This window comes from Enterococcus sp. DIV1206, assembly GCF_051712485.1.
In the GTDB taxonomy this organism is placed as follows: Bacteria; Bacillota; Bacilli; order Lactobacillales; family Enterococcaceae; genus Enterococcus; species Enterococcus faecalis.
Genome location: NZ_JBIOOZ010000001.1, coordinates 2209373 through 2229683 on the forward strand (window position 1 = coordinate 2209373; position 20311 = coordinate 2229683).

General features: G+C 34.9%; 30 protein-coding genes, 1 tRNA gene, 2 pseudogenes and 1 other annotated feature. Of the genes and pseudogenes, 7 read left to right on the plus strand and 26 right to left on the minus strand.

The annotated features are described in order from the left end of the window. Positions 1 to 67 precede the first annotated feature (67 nt). From IGK86_RS10825 to IGK86_RS10860, 8 genes are all read right to left on the minus strand, one after another. On the minus strand, positions 68 to 1009 hold the full coding sequence (locus IGK86_RS10825; protein ID WP_057086915.1) for a YqaJ viral recombinase family protein: 942 nt from the start codon (positions 1007 to 1009) through the stop codon (positions 68 to 70). Between the two features lie 97 nt (positions 1010 to 1106). Further along, on the minus strand, positions 1107 to 1334 hold the full coding sequence (locus tag IGK86_RS10830) for a hypothetical protein (protein ID WP_057086914.1): 228 nt from the start codon (positions 1332 to 1334) through the stop codon (positions 1107 to 1109). Next, positions 1331 to 1669: a hypothetical protein gene (locus IGK86_RS10835; RefSeq protein ID WP_438742441.1), complete on the minus strand. Its 339-nt coding sequence runs from the start codon at positions 1667 to 1669 to the stop codon at positions 1331 to 1333. The genes IGK86_RS10830 and IGK86_RS10835 overlap by 4 nt, the downstream gene beginning before the upstream one ends. A 64-nt stretch (positions 1670 to 1733) precedes the next feature. Then, on the minus strand, positions 1734 to 1916 hold the full coding sequence (locus IGK86_RS10840) for a hypothetical protein (protein ID WP_438742443.1): 183 nt from the start codon (positions 1914 to 1916) through the stop codon (positions 1734 to 1736). A gap of 55 nt (positions 1917 to 1971) precedes the next feature. Beyond that, on the minus strand, positions 1972 to 2094 hold the full coding sequence (locus tag IGK86_RS10845) for a hypothetical protein (RefSeq protein WP_438742626.1): 123 nt from the start codon (positions 2092 to 2094) through the stop codon (positions 1972 to 1974). Positions 2095 to 2104: 10 nt separating this feature from the next. Then, on the minus strand, positions 2105 to 2815 hold the full coding sequence (locus IGK86_RS10850; RefSeq protein WP_438742445.1) for a Rha family transcriptional regulator: 711 nt from the start codon (positions 2813 to 2815) through the stop codon (positions 2105 to 2107). Positions 2816 to 2828: 13 nt separating this feature from the next. After that, on the minus strand, positions 2829 to 3113 hold the full coding sequence (locus IGK86_RS10855) for a hypothetical protein (protein ID WP_016619055.1): 285 nt from the start codon (positions 3111 to 3113) through the stop codon (positions 2829 to 2831). A gap of 29 nt (positions 3114 to 3142) precedes the next feature. Then, positions 3143 to 3328, minus strand: coding sequence for a helix-turn-helix domain-containing protein (locus IGK86_RS10860; RefSeq protein ID WP_016619056.1), 186 nt, complete (start codon positions 3326 to 3328; stop codon positions 3143 to 3145). A 276-nt stretch (positions 3329 to 3604) separates the two neighbouring features. Between IGK86_RS10860 and IGK86_RS10865 the strand changes: the two genes are divergently transcribed. The 5 genes from IGK86_RS10865 (at position 3605) to IGK86_RS10885 (ending at position 7122) form a co-directional block, all read left to right on the plus strand. Beyond that, positions 3605 to 4030 carry a helix-turn-helix domain-containing protein gene (locus IGK86_RS10865; RefSeq protein ID WP_438742447.1) on the plus strand — a complete coding sequence of 142 codons (426 nt, stop codon included), beginning with the start codon at positions 3605 to 3607 and terminating at the stop codon, positions 4028 to 4030. Positions 4031 to 4050: 20 nt separating this feature from the next. Continuing rightward, positions 4051 to 4479 carry an ImmA/IrrE family metallo-endopeptidase gene (locus IGK86_RS10870; RefSeq protein WP_438742449.1) on the plus strand — a complete coding sequence of 143 codons (429 nt, stop codon included), beginning with the start codon at positions 4051 to 4053 and terminating at the stop codon, positions 4477 to 4479. Positions 4480 to 4544: 65 nt separating this feature from the next. Further along, positions 4545 to 5006: an SHOCT domain-containing protein gene (locus IGK86_RS10875; protein WP_192411231.1), complete on the plus strand. Its 462-nt coding sequence runs from the start codon at positions 4545 to 4547 to the stop codon at positions 5004 to 5006. A gap of 323 nt (positions 5007 to 5329) precedes the next feature. After that, positions 5330 to 5899, plus strand: a complete 570-nt coding sequence (locus tag IGK86_RS10880) for a DUF3221 domain-containing protein (protein WP_002403734.1) — start codon at positions 5330 to 5332, stop codon at positions 5897 to 5899. Positions 5900 to 5967: 68 nt separating this feature from the next. Beyond that, complete coding sequence (locus tag IGK86_RS10885) at positions 5968 to 7122, plus strand: site-specific integrase (protein ID WP_002406960.1); 1155 nt, start codon at positions 5968 to 5970, stop codon at positions 7120 to 7122. Positions 7123 to 7209: 87 nt separating this feature from the next. Here the strand turns inward: IGK86_RS10885 and rpmA are convergent, their stop codons facing one another. Genes rpmA through rplU form a run of 3 tightly spaced genes read right to left on the minus strand, consistent with a single transcriptional unit; the run spans position 7210 to position 8195 of the window. Further along, positions 7210 to 7497 (minus strand): 50S ribosomal protein L27, encoded by a 288-nt coding sequence (rpmA, locus tag IGK86_RS10890; protein ID WP_002355868.1) that lies wholly within the window; start codon positions 7495 to 7497, stop codon positions 7210 to 7212. Between the two features lie 12 nt (positions 7498 to 7509). Then, positions 7510 to 7854, minus strand: coding sequence for a ribosomal-processing cysteine protease Prp (locus IGK86_RS10895; RefSeq protein WP_002355867.1), 345 nt, complete (start codon positions 7852 to 7854; stop codon positions 7510 to 7512). 32 nt (positions 7855 to 7886) lie between these two features. After that, a complete protein-coding gene (rplU, locus tag IGK86_RS10900; protein ID WP_002355866.1) occupies positions 7887 to 8195 on the minus strand; it encodes a 50S ribosomal protein L21 in 309 nt (102 codons plus the stop codon). Positions 8196 to 8214: 19 nt separating this feature from the next. After that, positions 8215 to 8290, minus strand: a sequence feature (ribosomal protein L21 leader region). 172 nt (positions 8291 to 8462) lie between these two features. On the opposite strand from rplU, the gene IGK86_RS10905 reads away from it, so the two are divergent. Beyond that, positions 8463 to 8536: transfer RNA gene (locus IGK86_RS10905), tRNA-Arg, on the plus strand. Positions 8537 to 8584: 48 nt separating this feature from the next. Here IGK86_RS10905 and IGK86_RS10910 read toward each other — a convergent pair. The 13 genes and pseudogenes from IGK86_RS10910 to IGK86_RS10970 form a co-directional block, all read right to left on the minus strand. Continuing rightward, on the minus strand, positions 8585 to 8890 hold the full coding sequence (locus IGK86_RS10910; protein WP_002388873.1) for a hypothetical protein: 306 nt from the start codon (positions 8888 to 8890) through the stop codon (positions 8585 to 8587). Between the two features lie 7 nt (positions 8891 to 8897). Further along, positions 8898 to 9182, minus strand: coding sequence for a hypothetical protein (locus IGK86_RS10915; RefSeq protein ID WP_016617455.1), 285 nt, complete (start codon positions 9180 to 9182; stop codon positions 8898 to 8900). Positions 9183 to 9201: 19 nt separating this feature from the next. Then, complete coding sequence (locus IGK86_RS10920) at positions 9202 to 10764, minus strand: cutinase family protein (protein ID WP_033627784.1); 1563 nt, start codon at positions 10762 to 10764, stop codon at positions 9202 to 9204. 1 nt (position 10765) lies between these two features. After that, on the minus strand, positions 10766 to 11179 hold the full coding sequence (locus tag IGK86_RS10925) for a hypothetical protein (protein WP_002364695.1): 414 nt from the start codon (positions 11177 to 11179) through the stop codon (positions 10766 to 10768). Between the two features lie 81 nt (positions 11180 to 11260). Next, positions 11261 to 11536 (minus strand): annotated as a pseudogene (locus IGK86_RS10930) (hypothetical protein); the annotation flags it as partial. An 18-nt stretch (positions 11537 to 11554) separates the two neighbouring features. Next, positions 11555 to 11938 carry a hypothetical protein gene (locus IGK86_RS10935; RefSeq protein ID WP_104877075.1) on the minus strand — a complete coding sequence of 128 codons (384 nt, stop codon included), beginning with the start codon at positions 11936 to 11938 and terminating at the stop codon, positions 11555 to 11557. A 269-nt stretch (positions 11939 to 12207) separates the two neighbouring features. Then, the gene (locus tag IGK86_RS10940) at positions 12208 to 12609 is read right to left on the minus strand and encodes a hypothetical protein (RefSeq protein ID WP_104845354.1); all 402 of its coding nucleotides are present in this window, start codon (positions 12607 to 12609) and stop codon (positions 12208 to 12210) included. 81 nt (positions 12610 to 12690) lie between these two features. Next, positions 12691 to 12965 (minus strand): annotated as a pseudogene (locus tag IGK86_RS10945) (hypothetical protein); the annotation flags it as partial. A gap of 12 nt (positions 12966 to 12977) precedes the next feature. Then, positions 12978 to 13343: a hypothetical protein gene (locus tag IGK86_RS10950; RefSeq protein ID WP_016617463.1), complete on the minus strand. Its 366-nt coding sequence runs from the start codon at positions 13341 to 13343 to the stop codon at positions 12978 to 12980. A gap of 452 nt (positions 13344 to 13795) precedes the next feature. Beyond that, positions 13796 to 14227, minus strand: coding sequence for a VOC family protein (locus IGK86_RS10955; RefSeq protein ID WP_016617465.1), 432 nt, complete (start codon positions 14225 to 14227; stop codon positions 13796 to 13798). 144 nt (positions 14228 to 14371) lie between these two features. Continuing rightward, positions 14372 to 14689, minus strand: a complete 318-nt coding sequence (locus tag IGK86_RS10960) for a nucleotide pyrophosphohydrolase (protein WP_002403727.1) — start codon at positions 14687 to 14689, stop codon at positions 14372 to 14374. After that, positions 14682 to 14981: a hypothetical protein gene (locus IGK86_RS10965; protein ID WP_002358867.1), complete on the minus strand. Its 300-nt coding sequence runs from the start codon at positions 14979 to 14981 to the stop codon at positions 14682 to 14684. The genes IGK86_RS10960 and IGK86_RS10965 overlap by 8 nt, the downstream gene beginning before the upstream one ends. Beyond that, the gene (locus tag IGK86_RS10970) at positions 14962 to 15924 is read right to left on the minus strand and encodes a helix-turn-helix domain-containing protein (protein WP_002378118.1); all 963 of its coding nucleotides are present in this window, start codon (positions 15922 to 15924) and stop codon (positions 14962 to 14964) included. Before IGK86_RS10970 ends, IGK86_RS10965 begins: the two co-directional genes overlap by 20 nt. 126 nt (positions 15925 to 16050) lie before the next feature. Here IGK86_RS10970 and proC point away from each other — a divergent pair, with 126 nt between their 5' ends. Continuing rightward, on the plus strand, positions 16051 to 16866 hold the full coding sequence (proC, locus tag IGK86_RS10975) for a pyrroline-5-carboxylate reductase (RefSeq protein WP_002355848.1): 816 nt from the start codon (positions 16051 to 16053) through the stop codon (positions 16864 to 16866). Positions 16867 to 16925: 59 nt separating this feature from the next. Here proC and mapP read toward each other — a convergent pair whose 3' ends face one another. Both mapP and IGK86_RS10985 read right to left on the minus strand, forming a co-directional pair. Then, complete coding sequence (gene mapP / locus IGK86_RS10980; RefSeq protein WP_016617467.1) at positions 16926 to 17750, minus strand: maltose 6'-phosphate phosphatase; 825 nt, start codon at positions 17748 to 17750, stop codon at positions 16926 to 16928. A gap of 214 nt (positions 17751 to 17964) precedes the next feature. Beyond that, positions 17965 to 20133, minus strand: a complete 2169-nt coding sequence (locus IGK86_RS10985) for a PTS transporter subunit IIBC (protein WP_016617468.1) — start codon at positions 20131 to 20133, stop codon at positions 17965 to 17967. Positions 20134 to 20311 lie beyond the last annotated feature (178 nt).

Consider the following 20311-nt stretch of genomic DNA (forward strand, 5'->3'; position numbering starts at 1 on the left):
AAATGGAACAATACTTCCAATTTTTATCTCTCACTTTACTTTTACATCTTGGGCATACTTTACACATCTACTTAATCTCCTTTTCTATTAATCTTCGTGGCGTAGTAACCATATATATTTCTTCATCTTCTGCAATTTGAGGATATTTTTCAGCAAACTTTTTACTGCTCAATCTTTTAGTAGGTATTTCCTTCCATTCAACAATATGTTTTTTGGTAATACCAATGCTTGCATTTCTTTTTCCCAATTCGCTTTTTATTTCATTTTCAATTTTTCTAATAGCTACATCCAACTCTTTTTTGGTTTTCTTCATTTCATTTTTTTGATCTATCAATTCGTCAAACGAAGCAGGTAAAGTAGTTTGCGTTTCTTCTATGTCGCTATACTTATCCTTTAAAAAGTCAGCTGTTGCCTTACTTCCGTCAATAATAGGTTCAACGCCTTTGATTACGTTATTTTCCCAAAAATCAACTAATTGCTCGGTCAGTACATCGATTAATTCCTGATCACGTTCTACTCGTTTCCAAATAAATTTCTGACCACCAATTAAAACTGCAATATAACAATAGTCTTTATTCAAAACATTCATATAGTGCTGAACTTGGCAAAGATAACTTAGCGGCACTTCGTCTCTTTCCCATTCCTTCGCTAAAAATTGATTTGCAGTTTTGCATTCTAGAATGGCATTTTCTCTAACCACTTCTCTATCAATATTTGCTCTTAAAAAAGGATGGAGCGAATGTTCGAAGACTTGATTTCTACGACGAACTTTTTTTCCTGTTCTTTCTTGGAACTCTTTCGCAACAACTTCTTCTAAAACATTCCCCCAATAGGCTGGCTCGCTTTCTGTATCTTTCAGCTCAACTTGACCTGTTTTCTCTAGCCATAATTGATAAGCTGATTTATATTGATTCAAGCCTAAGATTGTTGCAACGTCTGATCCTCCAATTCCTTTACGTCTATCCTCAAGCCATTCTTGATGGCTCATGGATAAAGTAGATTGAATCATCTTTCGTCTTCCTCCTCATCGTATTCCCACGTTGGCTCTAACACTTCTTTTTCTTCGGGTGGCTCTTGTCTTGCCCCTAGCGAATCAAATTCAGGCATTACAACCCCTCCCAAAATAGTTTTATTTTTTCATCTTCCAATTCGATATAATCGACACCTTGTATTTGTAATTGATCTAAAAATGGTTTTGTAGCTCCTTTACTGCTTACCACACAACTTGTATTGCCATAAGATGCAGATGTCCGAACAGATTGGACAATGTTATTATGTGCGTTTGCTAACATTAATTCGTAAATGTCGTTACCTAAACCTCTTACTTCAATCATTTCAACTCACCTCGAAAAATCTTCGATAATATATCCATCAAATCGTTTGGATCATCTGTGACAAAAGTATGTGTATTTTTAGTCGTAGTTTCTGTTGCAATACCGTACATCTCCTTTAATAAACGATGTTTTGGACAATCACAATCTGATTGTTCCAGTTTTTCTTTTGTTAGTGTATATTGGCTATGTGCAGCAATGGCTACTATCGTGCCTTTTCCAACTTGAGATATTGCCATCTCTCCTTCTAAATCGATAGCTGCCAAAGATAAACCTACATCTTCTTTCTGGCATTCTTTTGCTAGTTTTTTAATTAATTTTTGAATTTTATCGTTCATTTTGATATACTCTCCTTAGTTCATTTTGTATGTGTCCTAATCGTTGGCAGACGATTGGGGCTTTTTATTTTGTCTTTTTTTGAAAATGCTGATACTCCGCTTCATCCCAGTTGAAAAACCAACGGATAAAGAGGGGTACACTTAATGTTGCCAAAACTGGCACTGAAAAATGGCTTTTCAATAACACCCCTAGCGCAACCATCAATAAAAATGCGCCTACTAATCGTGTTTCTCGGATTGCTTTCATGTTGTTATCCTCCTATAAATGAATTCTATTTTGAATTTCTAAACCTCTTAAAAATTCAAGCTTTATTTTCCGTTAATTGTTCAGATTGTCTGAGTGCTGCTCTATCATCTTGAAGCTGTTTACGTTCTTTTTTGATTTGATTAAGTATCCAAGCTTCTTGATCAATCGTATAAGCCATAATATTCTCCTTATATTACGTCGTTTAAGTCTAAACTCATTTGTCTTACAACTGTTTTTGTTGCTGTGGACGGTTCCCAATCGTTGATATATTCAATTACGATTTCATAATGTTTTTCTCTTAATTGAGAGCGAGACCCTACACCAGTAATTTGCTTAATGCCTGAATTAATATCTTTGTATAGCTTGCTACGCTGTTCTTTTGTGATTTTTCCAAATCCTTTCGCCACTTCTGCAACTCTCTGATGAACTCGTCGTGATAAATAGCTATAATCACCCGCATCTATTTTTTGATTGTTTTTTAAGTCAGCTACTTCTTTTTCGATTACATCTACACGTTCGTTTGTTTCTTCGTTTGCTGATAAAGCTAGTAAAGCTAATTCTCGCTTTGAGGTTGGTAATTTAGGCTGTTGAATTTCTTTTTCCATTTGGTTAAAAGCTTCAATGTATTTCAGTTTAAATTTAAGAGCTTTTTGACCAGTGAATCCCATTGCTAACAGTGTGAATCCGTCACGGTTCATAATGATTTGTCTATATTTTTGTTTATTTTGTGGATGAATATAGCTATCTTCGTAAAATAGGTCTGCGTAATTTTCCGCAACCCCCTCTTTTAAATCATCAATCGCTGCTAAAACATCACGATGATTTTTATTAAACGTTTCTGCGACTTGTAAACTAGTTGTTACTGCTTGTTGGTTTTTCATAATTACTAGATTCTCCATTTTCTTTCCCCCTTTAAATTTCAAAAGTTTCTTTTAGAAATCTTTGTAATTCAGATCGTTCAATCCGAATATCCTGATTACTCCATTGTTGAATTTTTAAACCTTTTGAAATCCAATTATTCAATTTTTCATCGCCAATCTCTAAAATCTTTCTTACTTGCGATTTGTTAGGATATGGCGGTAATTCAATGGTTTTAGTCAATAAATTCAAACGATTTTCAATTTCTTTTAATACTATGAAAGTAATGTTATTTGCTAATTCGTTTTGAACCATTTCATCAGGAATGTTTAGCTGCATAAGTTACATCTCCTAAGCTAGTTGATTTGTTACTTTTCTATTTCTAAATTAATACCCAAAATCTCTTCAATTTGTTTTAATCTTTCAATCGGTTTACGATGTTCATTTAAAATATCTTGTAGATAAGCCATTGAAATTTTCATTCGACGTGCCAATTCTCGTTGGCTCCATTTCTTTTCAATAAGGGCAATTTGTACTTGTTGTTTTAAAGTCATTAGTAGCCACCTCCTTGAAGTTGAATATTTTACAATGTTTTTTTACATTTCCATTGACTTTGAATGCAAAATATTGCATAATGTAAGCATAAGAAATACAGCACACAAAAAGTGAGCTTTACTTATGTCTGGGGAGACGATTTAGTTTTTATTTCACTTTTTGTATGCCATAAATAACTTGCTTACAAACATAGTATAATGCAAAATTTTACACAAGTCAATAAATAATCTAAAATTTTGCATCGTTTTGTTTTGTCAGCATTTCGGAGGTATAAAATGCTTTTAGATAGAGTTGATTTATTAATAAACGAGAAAAAAATGACTCGAGCAGAACTCGAAAGAAAACTAAATTTTAGTGCTGGTAGTCTAAGAAATTGGAATAAAAATATGCCATCTGTTGACAAAATTCAAAAAGTAGCTGATTTTTTCGATGTCAGCGCAGATTATCTTCTAGGTCGTACAGATAAACGTCGATATTACGATTTAACAGAAAAAGATGAAAAAGACATCCAAAGAGAATTAGAATTGATTATTGAAGATATGAAAAATTCTGAAGCAATTGCTTTCTCTAAAGATACAGAAGAACTTTCTCCCGAAGCACGTGCTGCAATTCTTTCTTCAATTGAAGAATCTTTACGTATTGGAAAAGCTCTTGCCAAGAAGAAGTTCACTCCTAAAAAATATCGTGATAATCAACAGTAACAAACAGGAGGATTTGTCATATGCTTTTATCAGAAGTGCCGTATAAAATTGAGAAACTAAAAAAACAATATGGGACCAATGATCCATTCAAAATAGCTGAAAAGAGAGGCATTACTATTCTATATGGCTATTTTGGTGATGAAGTATATGGTTTTTACACCAAAAATCATCGATGTAAATTTATCCATTTAAATGCAGAATTACCTTATCAAAAAATGCTTTTTGTTTGTGGCCATGAACTGTCTCATGCTATTTTCCATCCAAATGACAATACAGCACAAATGACTGCAGACAGTTTTTCTTCTACTTCTAAAATAGAAGCTCAAGCAAATTGCGGAGCTACACACCTTTTAATAGATGGTTCACATTTAAACGAATTATACTATCCTACTAAATTAGATATTTTAAATTACTATGGATTACCATTAGAAATGGGAATATATTTGTAAAAATAAAAATCAGTTTTGTAGATGATTTTTATATAAATATTTTTAAGAAACGAGGAATTATTTTTATGAACAAAGAAATTATTATTAAATCTCCTGGAAAAACTATTATTAAAGTTGGAAATGAGTCATTAACAATTTGTAGAAAAGGCTTTTTAAATTTTTCAAATATGGGATTAAAAGGAGATAAAACCATTTCCTTTCGTAATATTTCTGCAATTCAACTAAAAAAACCTGGTGTTACTAATGGTTATATTCAATTTACTATATTAGGCGGACGAGAAAGTCGTGCAGGTATTTTTGCAGCAACAAAAGACGAAAATACAGTGATGTTTGCCAGAAAATATTATAAAGAGATGCTTAATTTAAAAAATTATATTGAATACCAACAAAAAACAATATTTGACAATTCTGCTTCTAACCAACTTTCTCCTGCAGATGAAATTTTAAAATTAAAAACATTACTTGATTCCAATATTATTACTCAAGAAGAATTTGAAGCGAAAAAAAGAGAATTATTAAATTTATGATATTCTGTAAAAAAATTTTAACTAGAATTTGATGAATAAAAGATGGATGAGTATGGCTACGATAAAAAATATACAAAGAAAAACAAATTTCAAATAATGGATTATCTAGGTTTACCTCCTGAACTTAGAAGATATTTGTAATTAGATTTAATAATAAAAAAATATCTTCTATATTCAGACAACAAACCTATTGTTTAAACTAACACATAAACACGAATTTAGAGTCGTTGGAAAAGTGGTTTTATAAATTAGAAAAGAACCACCCAACCATTTTGGCTAGGTGGTTTTTATATAAATATTTTTTAGAAATGAGGAATTATTAAATGAAAAAAGTTTCTTTAGTATTTTTATCATTATTACTTCTTACTGCATGTTCTGGAAACAAAGAAGAGGAAAAAAATTCTAGTAGCTCATCTACTAAAATAAGTTCTGTAAAAAAAGAAGCAACTATAAAAGAAAAACATACTAGTAGCTCGAATATTAATAATACCAATATTACAAAATTCCAGGAGTACCTTCAAACAAATCCACAAGATTTTGAAAGCTTTGTGGATCAGTATTATTCAATTACTCCAACTACAGACCAATCGAAAGTATTTTCAGAATTAATTAAAGGAAAATCTTTTACATTCACAGGTACCGTAATTGAACCTATGGGCAAAAGAGTTGCCGTTATTGCTAATAATAAATTTTCTAATGAAACATGGACTAATTCAATTTCTTCTAGCCCTTTAGCTTCTTATGTAATATTTGTAAAAGATCTAAATAATACAAAAGATTTTAAAACTGGTGATAAGGTAAAATTCACTGGAATAATGAGTTCTGCTGGTGCAAATCTTAATTCTGTTCATGCTCAATGGGATATGAATAACGGAACAATGGAAAAAATATAAAGACTAGCCTCCGGGCTTTTCTTAAAAAAATAAAAACGAACGCACGTTCTTGAAAAGAGGTTTTGTAAATGGCAATGATAAAACAATATCAAAAGAAAAATGGTGAAAAAGCATGGTACTTCAAAACATATCTTGGTACCGATCCGCTAACTGGAAAAAAGAAGTATACAACTAAGAGAGGATTTCGCACTCAAAAAGAGGCTAAAATTGCATTAGCAAGGTTAGAAATGGAAATTCAAAAAAATGGCATTCCCTCTTCCACTAATATAACATTCCAAGAAGTAGCATTTATGTGGCTAGAAAATTATAAAAATACCGTAAAAGAAAGTAGCTACTCTCGAACAGAAATAATCTTCAGAAAACACATACTACCTTCATTTGGAAAAATTGAAATATCAAAAATTTCAACTGCTTATTGTCAGAAAATCGTGAATACATGGCATTCAAAAGGTAGTTCAAAACAATATCCCCTTTTTATAAATTATATTAATCAAGTCTTCAAATTTGCTATTAACATAGGAGTTACCAATCAAAACCCAGTGATTAATGTAATAGTTCCTAAAAATCAAGATATTATTACATCAGAAAAGAAAATTAAATTCTATACAAAAGATCAACTTCAAATATTTTTAAAAAGTATTGAACAAAGCGAAAGTACCTACATTACAATAAGAGATTATACATTATTCAGATTATTAGCTTTTAGTGGATGTAGGATAGGGGAGTTGTTAGCTCTTACTTGGGACGATTTAAACATTAAAACTGGTGAACTACAAATCAACAAAACAATTGCTAAATCTGACCATTATTATGTATCAAATACTCCAAAAACAAAGAAATCAAACAGAACACTAATATTAGATGCAAAAACAATAACTATCTTAAAAAAATGGAAATTAGAGCAAAAAAAATATCTTCTTAAACTTGGTTATACACAACCCTCACGTATTTTCACCAATGAAGAAAATGAATTTACAATAAATCAAGCTATTACAGATAGATACAATATTTATCGTAAAAAGGCTAACTTACCAAACATTGGGCTTCACGGATTTAGACACACGCATGCATCTTTATTATACTATGCTGGGGCAGATCATAAAGAAGTTCAGGAACGATTAGGACATGCAAACATAAAAACAACTTTAGATACTTATACACATCTAACAAATGATGGAAAAGAAAAAACTACCGAAAAACTATCGAAATACATCGGCTTTTAACTAGTATGGTCAAAAGTATGGTCAAATATTTTTCAAACCAACAAAAAAAGCCCAAACCTTTGATAAACAAAGGCTTGAGCTATTACACTAGTTAGCTACTGGATAAACTGATACTTGTTTTTTGTCGCGGCCTTTACGTTCGAAACGTACCACACCGTCAACTTTTGCAAATAACGTATCGTCGCCACCGATTCCAACGTTCACACCTGGATAAATTTTAGTTCCGCGTTGACGGTATAAAATTGAACCACCTGTAACTGTTTGGCCATCAGCACTTTTAGCGCCTAATCGTTTAGATTCAGAGTCACGGCCGTTTGATGTAGAACCGCCACCTTTTTTATGGGCAAATAATTGTAAATTCATAGTCAATAACATAGTCTGCACCTCCTATTTCTCAGTGATTGTTTTTATTTGAATAAATTCAGTATTTTCGTTCTCTATTGATTGTAAACCTAATAAAAGATTTTCTAATAGAATTTGGGCAATATTTTTTTGTTCCTGATTGACAGTTGTTAACATCTCGACATAAAGGTAGCCACCTTCTACATCGTCAACTTCGACAATCGGTTCAAAACCTGCTAAGGCATCAATCCCATTGACTGTGCTAATTGCTAAGGCAGAAACTGCCGCGCAAACCACATCGCTGCCATAAGGACCTGCTTCAGCATGCCCGGTTAATTCGAATGAAACGATTCGGCCGGAGCCTGTTCGTTTAAAAGAACCTTTAATCATTGATAGGCCTTCTTTCCTGTCAACAAGAGAGATTAAGCGTTGATTGCTTCGATCATAACTTTTGTATACGGTTGACGGTGACCTTGTTTACGGTGAGAGTGTTTTTTAGGTTTGTATTGGAAAGTCACGACTTTCTTTTGTTTGCCGTGTTTTTCAACAGTTCCTTCAACAGTTGCGCCTGCAACAGTTGGCGCACCAACTTTTGTAGATTCGCCACCTACTAAGATAACTTCGTCAAAAACAACTTTCTCGCCAGCCTCAACGTTTAATTTTTCAACGTAGATTGCTTGACCTACTTCAACTTTCACTTGTTTACCACCAGTTTTGATAATTGCGTACATGCTATACAGCACCTCCTTCTTCTAGACTTAGACTCGCCATCCCAAGTGATGATTACTCATGCTTAAAAACTTGTTCTGTGCGGTTGTAGCTGTGGAGACCACAATTACAACACTAACTATAATAACAGAACCAGAAAACCTCGTCAATATAAACTCTCTATTTTCTTCACTTTCTCTCTCCAAAAAAACTTCTTCTGTTATTTAAATTTCCGATTGACTTTCTAACACTACTTCCATTATAATTAGCTTTGTTGTGTTACAACTATTGTCATAGTAGCTCAGCAGGATAGAGCATCCGCCTTCTAAGCGGACGGTCGGGGGTTCGAATCCCTCCTGTGACGTAACAGACTGACAAAGACAGCGTTACCTTTAGAGGTGACGCTGTTTTTTTAGAGTTTATCCAATTCTTTTCGATATGTTCTCGTCCATTCACGTTCTTTTTCCTCTAATTGTTGTCTATAACGATTTCCTTCTTGACGTATCAGATGATCACTTTGTTCCATTGCATGGTAAAATTGCTGTTTGTGCCATTGATCATTTTTCGTTAAATAATTGACTTTATCTACCAATTGTCCAGTTTCTCTTCTAAAGTTTACTAATTGATTACTCAGCACTTCTTGTTGGCGGTGAATTTTATTTTTTTCTTCATAATATTGTTCTTCTAAATATTGCCGTTTTCTTCGCTGTTCATCCATTTGTCGGTCACTCTCCCTTGACAGGTGTTTTTAAATTTGGTCTCTGGCTTCCTTTTAAAAATTTTCCTGCTGATTCTGCACTTTTCCCCTGCAAAGCTCCGTTCAAGGCATTAGGTAGGGCGCTATTTGTTTGTTGAAACATGGCTTCTGAAAGTTCTGTCAAACTTGCGGTTGTGTTTTGTTTGGTTGTAGCAATTCGTGTTTTTTTAGCAGTAATTACTGTCTGGATTGCTACTCGTTCACGAGCTTTTTGTTCTATTTCTAATTTTTCTTGAAATTCTCTTTCACCCATAGGAAAACCCTTTCATTTATTATTTTTGAAATAAACTACTTCTTGCTTGTTGATCGTATGCTTGAATATTTTTAGCAACAGTTGTTAATTTTCCGCTAAAATCAGTTAATTTTTGCTTGTATTGCTTGGCTTGGTTGCTAGTATTTGTTGCTTCAGCGCTATCCCAAAGACGACTTTTTTCGTAAGGAGCAATCATTGCTTGGACTTCTGCATAGGATAGATACTGTCGGATATTCATTGCACTTTCACGAATTTCCTTTGAAACTGTCTGGACTTCATCTTCTGCTTCTTGGAGGATATTTTTCACAAGTAGTTCGTATTCTTTTCCAGCTTGCTGCGCTTGTTTTGCAACTAGTTCTGCTAATTCACTACGTAATTCAATCTTTTGACTACCTGAAGCACTGGCTAAACTTTTCTGAATACGACTCACTTTCCCTTGCCATTGGCTGGCAATTTTTGCTTCGTGAATGATTTTTTCATATTCTTTGATGATTTTCTGGCGATTTTCTTCAGATAGCAGACTTAACAAAAATTGGAGACTGTTTTTAGCTAAGGATTCACCTGAAGCATCCATGATTTTCCCTAAATATTTATCAATAAGTTTGGAAACTTTTACTCCTGCCGCAAAAATATAGCCATGTTCCTTTAGATTGGCTTCTTTGGGAGTACCATCAGGATTTAATTGATACTGACCAAAATCATGACTAGAACCGTATTTGTCCGTCAGATCAAAAGTAGTGGTGAACGTTTTCGGTAATAGATAATGCACCCGACCAATTTCATCTACCCCTTTTTTATTTCGATTCAACATGGAGACAATATCAAACGCATTCACATAATAATCGATTTTCCCTTGTTCTTCTAATTGTTGAATATTTTCCTGAGCTTGTTGAGACATTTTATTAATGCTTTCTCGCGCATCAGGCCCTTGAAACAATACTACTTTATCAATTTTAGCGAGATCTGCTTGGGGGAGATTGGCCACCGCTTGAATAGAAATCATAGTTCCTAAAGAATGACCTGTAATCGACATAGTCGCATTAGGGGCTTTAGCACTCATCTCCATTATCTTTTGATGCATGGCTTCATTGGCTAATTTTGCTTGAGGCAAATAGGCATTGAATAATGTAAAGGATCCATTATTATTGACCCAGTCATTCAAATTATTCCCTGACCAACCTTTTTTCACGTCCATTGAAACGCCGTCACTACCGCGAGTGGTAAAATATGTATGCTGCGTTTTTGGACTCAAGGTCGGCGTATCTGTTACATAATAAGAATTATAACCAGCTTTCTCATCTGTTAATAACCCTTTTTTATAAACCTTTTCCCTACCTACCCAGTTTTTTTCTTTGATTGTTTTTACAGTGTTGTCGGGTTGGAGGTAGACAGTACTGGCGTCATTTCCGTGGGCGTCTTTGGCGTTGGGGAAGGTGAATGGAACAGCCTCTTTATTTCGGTACTTATCTAATTGTTTATCATTCCATTTCTTTGCACTATACGGAAATTGTATGGATCTGCCATTATAAGTTGCCTGCGCTAAATCCGCGTATAAATTACTATATTTTTCTAAGTCTGCCATATTATCCTCCTTCTGTATAGTAATCGTAGTCAGCATTAATCGTATACAGTTCTTTTATTTTAGTAGGCTCATTCCAATTATTTGGTTTTATTGCAAGTCCAAATGAATTTATTTTATTGTTATTATTATCAATAATTTGTATTCGGATAGATAGAATATCTCCTGCTCCTTGTGGAAGACCATTTCCCACTGACTCTTGTTCTAACGATTCCCAACAAAACGCAACTTTAGCAATCTTTTCATTTTGCTGTTTTACATACTCCGTCATTTCTTCTTCATGCTCTTTTAAAAAAGCAATTTGTCTTTCTTTTTCTGTTGGTTCAGTCATCTTCTTCACTCCAATCGTTCCAATTATGGCTAATGCTATTATTGTTGCAATTAACACACCAAATTTTATTCGCATTTTATTTTTCACTTTTTCACCTCCTTAATATGTATGGGGAAGAGTTGCTATGTGATTTTTTCGATTTTGATTGTTTTTGATTGACTTTTTCTATGTTGATAATCCTTTTTTATAAACCGTTTCCCTACGTACCCAGTTTTTTTCTTTGATTGTTTTTACAGTGTTGTCGGGTTGGAGGTAGACAGTACTGGCGTCATTTCCGTGGGCGTCTTTGGCGTTGGGGAAATGGAATGTAGCATGTTCATTTAGCTTAAGCTCTTCTTTTTGAACTTGTGTCAATTTAGCAAACATAAACCCTTCTTTTCGACCGATGTATGCTCCTTGGGCTAAATCAGCATAAATATTAGTATACTTTTCTAAATTTGCCATTAAATTTCATCTCCTTAACTATTCAATATTTTTTATTTCAGTTGGATTTTTTACATTATCTGGAAGCACATATATTTCAAACCCATCTAATTTTTTACCAATACCATCAAAAATAGATACTTCAACAGCTATAGTTTTTGGGCTAAAAGCCATACTTCGAACTTCAATCACTGATTGCCAACTATAGGTTACTTCTTTAACATCATATTGTTTTAAAAGTACATATTCACTTTCATACTTTACATACTCCGTCATTTCCTCTTCATGCTTTTTCAAAAAAGCAATTTGTCTTTCTTTTTCTGTTGGTTTATTCATCTTCTTCACTCCAATCGTTCCGATTATAACTATTGCTATTATTGTTGCGATTAATATACCAAATTTTATCCGCTTTTTATTTTTCAATTTTTCACCTCCTTAATATGTATGGGGAAGAGTTACTATGTGATTTTTCTATTTTGATTGACTTTTCCTAGTTGTCGGGTTGGAGGTAGACAATTCCACTATTTGGGAGATTTTGACCTCCTTTAGTTAATTTCCCACTAATCTTCTTATCTTTTGAAAAGTCAAATTCCCTTTCTGTTTTCATCTTTTGATAATTAGGGAACGGATTAGGTCGGTTATTATAAGAACTTTCTGCCAAGTTAGCATAGATATTATTGAAATTCTCTAAATTACTCAAAAATCTCACCCCCAATATACAAAGAACTTAGCAAGCCTACCGTATCTAGCTTAGGCATTTTTTTAGTATCAAGAGCAAAGCTTACTATAAAATTAGATTCTTTTATATTATTAAATCCTCCTTTAATAGTCAGTAAATTCCCAGCTCCTATAGGTGTCCCGTTACCAATAGTTCCAACCTCTACACTTTCCCAATCATATTGAACACTGTAAATCTTTGAATTTTGAGATTTTACATACTCCGTCATTTCTTCTTCATGCTCTTTCAAAAAAGCAATTTGTCTTTCTTTTTCTGTTGGTTCGTTCATTTTTTTCACTCCAATCGTGCCGATTATGGCTATTGCTATTATTGTTGCGATTAATATACCAAATTTTATCCGCTTTTTATTTTTCACTTTTTCACCTCCTTAATATGTATGAGGAAGAGTTGCTATGTGATTTTTTCTATTTTGATTGTTTTTGATTGACTTTTCCTATGTTGATAATCCTTTTTTATAAACCGTTTCCCTACATACCCATTTTTTTCTTTGATTGTTTTTACAGTGTTGTCTGGTTGGAGGTAGACAGTACTGACGTCATTTCCGTGGGCGTCTTTGGCGTTGGGAAAATAGAATGTAGCATATTTTTTTATCTCCATTTCTTTCAATTGATTATCGTCAAGTTTAGCTAACGATTTAGACTGAGGTCGCCCTTTATACGAAGCTTGGGATAAATTGGCATAAACATTATAATAATTTACTAAATCACTCATATATATTCTCCTTTAATTTATGTTACTAATTTTCTTAGGATCTCTCACATTGTCTACAAAAATATTAATCCAAAAACCATTTATTTTTATATTTCTTCCGTCATAAATATTGGTTTTAATTGTTAAAAATTTTTTTGTAAATGCCATGCCTTTATCTGATTTAACCGTATTCCAAAGGTACTCAACACTGGCCACTTTATCTAACTCTGATTGTTTAATATACTCCGTCATTTCCTCTTCATGCTTTTCCAAAAAAGCAATTTGTCTTTCTTTTTCTGTTGGTTCATTCATTTTTTTCACTCCAATCGTGCCGATTATGGCTATTGCTATTATTGTTGCGATTAAGATACCAAATTTTATCCGCTTTTTGTTTTTCATTCATTTAGTCTCCCTTTGTATCTACATACAAGAATTAATCTTTCGCTTTCTCCTTTTATTCCATTGTTTTATCGAGATTTTTACAGCCAGTTTTTCTTTGTTTACAGTTTATCAAAAATCAATCTGGCATTTTCTCAATTTTTTTAACGTTAGAGTAATTATTAGAGAATAATGCTGTATTTCTATGACACACTGACTTTCTATCTCCAATTTTTTACTGTCTTGTTGATCACTACAGGATCATTAGTATTTTACTTCTATTGTAAAGTAAAAAAAGAGCGTGGGACAAAAATCACTTTGGATTTTTGCTCCACGCTCAAAAACTAATAAACGGCGGGAACAGAAGCAACTCCTTCGGAAATAAGCCGAAATTCTCCAAAAATTAAAGAACAATTTTCGGAAATTCCTTCTTATTTCTCGGAGTTAAACACTTCTGTCCCGACCTCTCCTTACTACATTTCTTTTTCTAAAATTTCTGTTCGCTCTTCATAATTTAGTTCTTGGTTAATTTGATGTACCATCCACATGTAACCAAATGGATCAACAAATAACGAATTTTGAATAGCTCCTTCCATCATTTCTGTAACTGGTTGCATCTCAATGCACTTATTTGCTAAGGCTTTTTTATGAGTTTGCACAATATCTGCTACCGTGATATTGAACCAAATTGTATTGGGATGTTCTGAATCTGGTGCTTTTAAACCAAATTCTTCATTAGCATCTAACATATGGAACCGAGTATCATATAAGTTAAACACTACTTCATTCCTTCCAACAGGATACTTTGTCGCTTCAACTACATGGACCTCAAAGATTTCTTTATATAAAGCTAATGCCTTTAAACTATCACTAACAATAAAATCAATTTCTGTGCCTGTAATCATTGATTGTTCCTCCTTAAAATTTTTTGCAGCAGAAAACTACTTTTTATTTCTGTTTTCCGCAAACCCTTCAGAATTTCTTAATACTGGCTATTTTCCACTTCATTATTCTTTTTTAGAAGTTCTTCGATTCATTTGTTTCAACACTTATTTTTCTGGCACTGGATATTTCACCGCATTTTTCTTCAACTTTTCTTCGATAATTTCGTCCAAATCAAACCCTAAATTATCAGCCATCATGTAGGAGTAAATGAGAACATCAGCCAATTCTTCTTTGATTCGTTCTTCTTGTTTGATGCCTTCTTCTGCTGTTTTCCATTGAAAAAGTTCTAACAATTCTGCCGCTTCTAAACAAATTGAGAGCGCCAAATCTTTTTCATTATGGTGGGGGCGCCAATTTCTTTCATCACGAAATTGATTAATTTTTGCCATTGTATCCATCTGTTCCCCTGCTTTCTTATTCATTTGATGGCAACTGAAACCCATCGAACGTTTCACCATCATAGTATTTTAATAACTGTTCTGTAGACAATAATGAGGAGGTTATTTCTTCCTCTTCAACAACTGCTTGATTCTCTTCTCTATACAACAAATAAGCCTGTAAAAGCTGTTGGTAGAGTTTTTTTCGTGAAGAGGCTTCCGCTGAAAGAAACGTTAATTCTTTTAAGTGTCCGCGATAGACAGGCAAATCATCAACGAATTCGATTGGTAATTCTACTACAGTTAACTGAAATTCTTCAAAGACTTCTTCGTACATCTGCCATTCCCTCTTTCTGTCGATATTGTTTTGGGGTCATGCCCATTTCTTCTTTAAAACGTTTATAAAAAAAGGCTTTGTCTTGATAGCCGATTCGTTCAACAATCGTTTGAATCGATAAATCTGTTTGCTTCAAGTAGTTTTTCGCCAATTGGATTCGGTAGGCTAAGACAATTTCCGTAAACGTTTTGTTTGTTTTTTCTTTTAAAAAATTCGATAAGTAATTCGGATGAAAATGAAATTTAGCGGCGACTTCTGCTAAAGTGACATGCGCAATCTGTTGCTCAATATACGCTAAAATCACCTCAACACGTTGATGATTCGACAAATAATTATCTTGCATCTTTAAAGCTTCTCTAGGCAGTTGACCTAGTTCCACCACTAGCAAAACAAAGGCCGCTTTGGTCACTTTATTATTAAAATAGGCCATTTTCACAATTTGTTTCAGTAATAATAGCGAATAGACGTGAACATCCGAATTTGGCTGGCTGGCAAAAACGAAATATCGAGGAATGTTTTCAAATTCACTGCTAGCAATTTCTGTAAAAAAACGATACATGACTGGCTCTTCCGCCAGCTGATTTAAGAGCGTATCAAGAAAATAGTGCTTTTTAAAATAAAATATAATCATAGACATTCCTTGCCCCTGATAGCTAACAGAGGTGGCCTCATTGACAATCATGACTTGGCCAGCCGAAACCGAACACCTTTGTTGATCCAAATAAGCATTGCCATCTTGCTCTAAACAATAGAGCATCCGAATAAATCCTTTCGGAACGTCAATTGTTTCCGAAGATGCCAGCATAAAGCCCGCAATTTCTCGATGCGGATTTTCCTTAAATTGCGCTACTTCATTCTCAAGAGCATTGGTAGTGGTTAAATAACAATCTAAGGTCTCTAAAAACTGATAAAATGCTGCATATTGCTCTTCTTTGCTTGCCAATTAATCACCTCATAATCCAACACTTTTTACTTTACTCCCTCTATTTTTTTCTTTGGCGTTTCCTTCTATACTAGATACATGGTAACACGAAAAAAGAGATTCAACAGTTTTTAGGAGGAATTTTTTATGAAAATTAGTTTTATCGGTGCTGGAAATATGGCATCCGCCATTGCCAAAGGTGCGCTAAAAAAGCAATTTATTGCCGCAGAAAACCTTTATTTTTATGATATTCAAGTCGAAAAAACCGCCGCTTTTGCACAAGAAATTGGTGCACACGCGGTTGCTTCACCACAAGAAGCCATTGCAGTAGCTGACTTAGTTATTTTAGCGGTGAAACCGCAATTCGTTCAAGCAGCTTTACTTGAAGCAAAAGAAGCAATTTTAGACAAGCAACCGTTAATTGTTTCCATTGCAGCAGGTACGACTATTGCAGAATTGTATCAACTGTTTGAGACTACCCAACCGCTTCGCCTTGTTCGTGTGATGCCCAATATGAATGCGTTGATTGGCGCGGGTGCAGCAGCTGTCTGTGGTAACGCTTTTGCATCCCCTGAAGACATCCAGACTGTTTTATCGTTGTTTCGAGCAGTTGGCCAAGCCTGGGAATTAGAGGAACAGTATTTTTCGATTTTTACTGCTATTGCAGGTAGCACTCCTGCGTATGCTTTCTTATTTATTGATTCGATTGCCCGAGCAGCCGTTAAAAATGGTATGAATAAAGAGTTGGCCTTAGAAATTGCCACACAAGCTGTACTAGGCAGCGCTCAAACTTTGGCAAATAGTACAGAGAATCCTTGGACTTTAATCGACCAGGTCAGTTCTCCTGGCGGAACCACGGTTGCTGGGATTGTCGAATTAGAAAACAATGCGTTTATTTCAACAGTCATCAAAGGGATTGAGGCCACCATCCTTCGGGATCAAGAATTAGCCAAACAAGACTGAGAAGAATAATTACATGAGCGAATAAATAAGAAAAAGCGCTGAAAATTCAGCGCTTTTTCTTATTTTAGTTGAATGAGTAAGCCAAAATGATCACTGACTATCGGTGTTTTCCTACCATCAAAAATTACTTCATATTTTCGTACGTGCCACTGTTTTGGAACAAATGCGTAGTCAATCCGCAAGGCTGCTTCATTTTCTTCCCAGCCATCTATTTTTTTCTCTACTGTCGCTTCACCGCTTGTCTCTTCCGCTACAACAAATGCATCTTGAATCGGCAAGTAACTATTTTCCACTAATTGATAGCCAGTTGTACCAGCTGGGTTGTTTAAATCGCCTAAAATGACTAACGGTTGTTGCCGCGTCGCTAAGTATTTCTCTAATTGTAGCCATTCATAGGCAAAACCTGTACAGGGTGTTTCCCACCAAGAAAAGTGACCAGAGACAACAGTAAGCGTACCTTTTGAACTCTCTGTCTCCGCTACTAAGATTTTTCTTGTTCGATAATTCGTTGGTTCTTGGCTTTCTGAAATAAGGAGAGCTTCACTAGTCAACGGACATTTCGAAAGTAGTGCGTTCCCTTCTTCATAAATAGCATAACCAATGTGGCTCATTTCCCAACTCCAATAATAGTTTTGGCCTTTTTCAGCTAGATATTGAACGATTAGATATGCAAAATTATCTTCATGGACCGGTGTTTGGGTCGCCACGGGACAAAAAGTAGTTAACTGTTCTAACGGCACTTTCTTGGAAGCGACTTTCTGATTCACTTCTTGTAAGGCAATTATTTCACTTTCAGAAGATAAAATCACCTTGGCAATCTCCTCTAATTTTTTTAATGGTTCTTCTTCTAACCAGCTATGAGTATTGATTGTTAAAAGATTCATCTTTTCACCTTCTCTTACATGTGATTAGGTCTGTGAGTGGGACAAAAATCACTTTGGATTTTTGCTTCACGCGCAAAACCTGATAAACGGCGGGAACAGAACCAACTCCTTCGGAAATAAGCCGAAATTATCCAAAAATTAAAAAGCAATTTCCGGAAATTCCTTCTTATTTCTCGGAGTTAAACGGTTCTGTCCCGACCTCATACCTAATCATTTAAATTTCAATCTGTCCGATCACAGTCCCCGCAGTGGTGGTTCCTAGTTGATTAATAACTACTTGTTCCACTTTGTCGCTATTTGTAAAGGCGACAATAATCGTTGTTTCTTTGCCAGCTTGTTCAATCACATCCAAGTTCATTTTAGCTAGTTTCGTCCCAGCTTTCAATGATTGTCCTTCTTTAACAAAAGATTCAAAAGCAGGAGTTGCCATTTCAACTGTATCAATCCCCATATGGACAAGTACTTCGATGCCTTCTTCTGTTTGTAGCCCAATCGCATGTTTGCTTGGGAAAACACTTAGGACTTTCCCCGAAATTGGTGCCACCACCTCTCCTTCTAGAGGCTTAACTGCAAATCCATCCCCCATCATTTTTTGTGAAAAGACAGGATCATTGACTTGCGCCATTGGAATAACTTCCCCTGTCGCCACAGCCACGAAATCTTTTTTCTTGCCTAAGAAATTCGTTGCTGGCACTCCTGTTGTACTTTCTGCTATAACTGGTTCTGGAATGTCAACGCCGGAAGCTAGTAAATCTTCAATATCGGATTTTAAAACATCGGCTTTTGGTCCATAAACGGCTTGAACGCCATTATCTTTCACAATCAAGCCCATTGCGCCTGCCCGTTTCCACGCCTCTTCCGAACCGACTTTTTCTCGATCCTTTACACTGACACGTAAGCGTGTCATACACGCATCAACTTCTTTGATATTTTGTTTACCGCCAAGTAAGTAGACAATTTGCGCGATTTGCTGATCGACGACGCCTGAACCAGCCGCGCCAGATGCGATTTCTTCGCCGTTATCATTGTCATAGTTTCCATTTCTTCCAGGTGTTGCGTAATTGAATTTTTTAATTAAGAAATTGGCTAAGAAATAAGTGACAACACCAAAAATGATGACCATTAAAACAAAATTGATTAAATCGCCACCTAAACCAGCTTTTATTGCTAGCGGTGTTCTTGTTAACAATTCAATATTTCCAAACGAATGCACACGCAATGGTAAAATATCAGCCATTGCAAAAGCAGCACCTTGGATCACCGCATAAATTACATAAAGCGGCACTGCAGCAAACATAAACATGAATTCTAGCGGCTCTGTCACACCAGTTAAGAAAACAGCTAAAGCAGCAGAAAAATACATTGATTTATATTTAGCTTTTTTATCTGCATCGACATTACGATACATCGCCAAAGCCATCCCCATTAAAATCCCTGAAGAACCAATCATTTGGCCAACTTTGAATCGAGCTGGTGTCCAATTTTCTAAGACAAACTGATACTTGCTCATATCACCAGCGCCTTTAAGATTCACTAAGTCTGTTGCCCAAGCCAACCATAAAGGATCTTGACCAAAGACTTGGGTTCCAGCTTGTGCGCCAGATAAAATTTCATACGTTCCACCTAATTGTGTATAGTTGATTGGAATCGTCAACATATGATGTAACCCAAAAGGTAATAACAAACGTTCCAACGTTCCATATAAGAATGGCGCTAAAATAGGTGCACTGTCTTGAGATTGCGCAATCCATAACCCAAAATTATTAATTCCCGCTTGAATATTTGGCCAAATAAGTGCTAATACAATTGAGACAATTGTTGACCACAAAATAACGACAAATGGGACAAACCGTTTACCATTAAAAAATGATAGCGCATCTGGTAATTTCCGATAATTGTAATACTTGTTGTAAGCCATCGCACCGACAAAACCAGCAATAATCCCTACAAAAACACCCATATTTAATGCCGGAGCTTCTAAGACACTTGTAAAGAATCCCTTCACCATAATCTTGGTGCCAAATAAGGTATGCGTGAAAGCTTGTTCATCTGCCAACATTTCATTTGTTACACCAAAAATGGCTCCAGTAATACGATTGATTAAAACAAAAGAAATCCCCGCTGCAAATGCGCCACCTGCACGATCTTTGGCCCAACTGCCACCTATTGCTAACGCAAATAGTAAATGTAAGTTGCCAATAATTGCCCAACCGATACTCTCCAGAACTCCGCCTGTTGTTACTAACAAACCTAAATTAGGATCGATTAAGGGAAGCGATTTCCCAATACTAATCATTAAACCCGCTGCGGGCATTACTGCCACAACGACCATTAAAGCTTTCCCGAATTTTTGCCAAAACTCAAAACTAAACATTTTTTTCATTCCTGCCACTCCTTACGCAATCGGTTTCGTTATGTTGCCATTATATACTCCTGTTTCCTTTTTGTAAATGCTTTAATTTCAAAAATATTGTGGAAAACAACTCCCTACTACTTAATCCTTTTTTATTTTGTCTTTTAATAAAGCAAATAAAGCTCCTTCTATCCTACCTTTGTTTCAG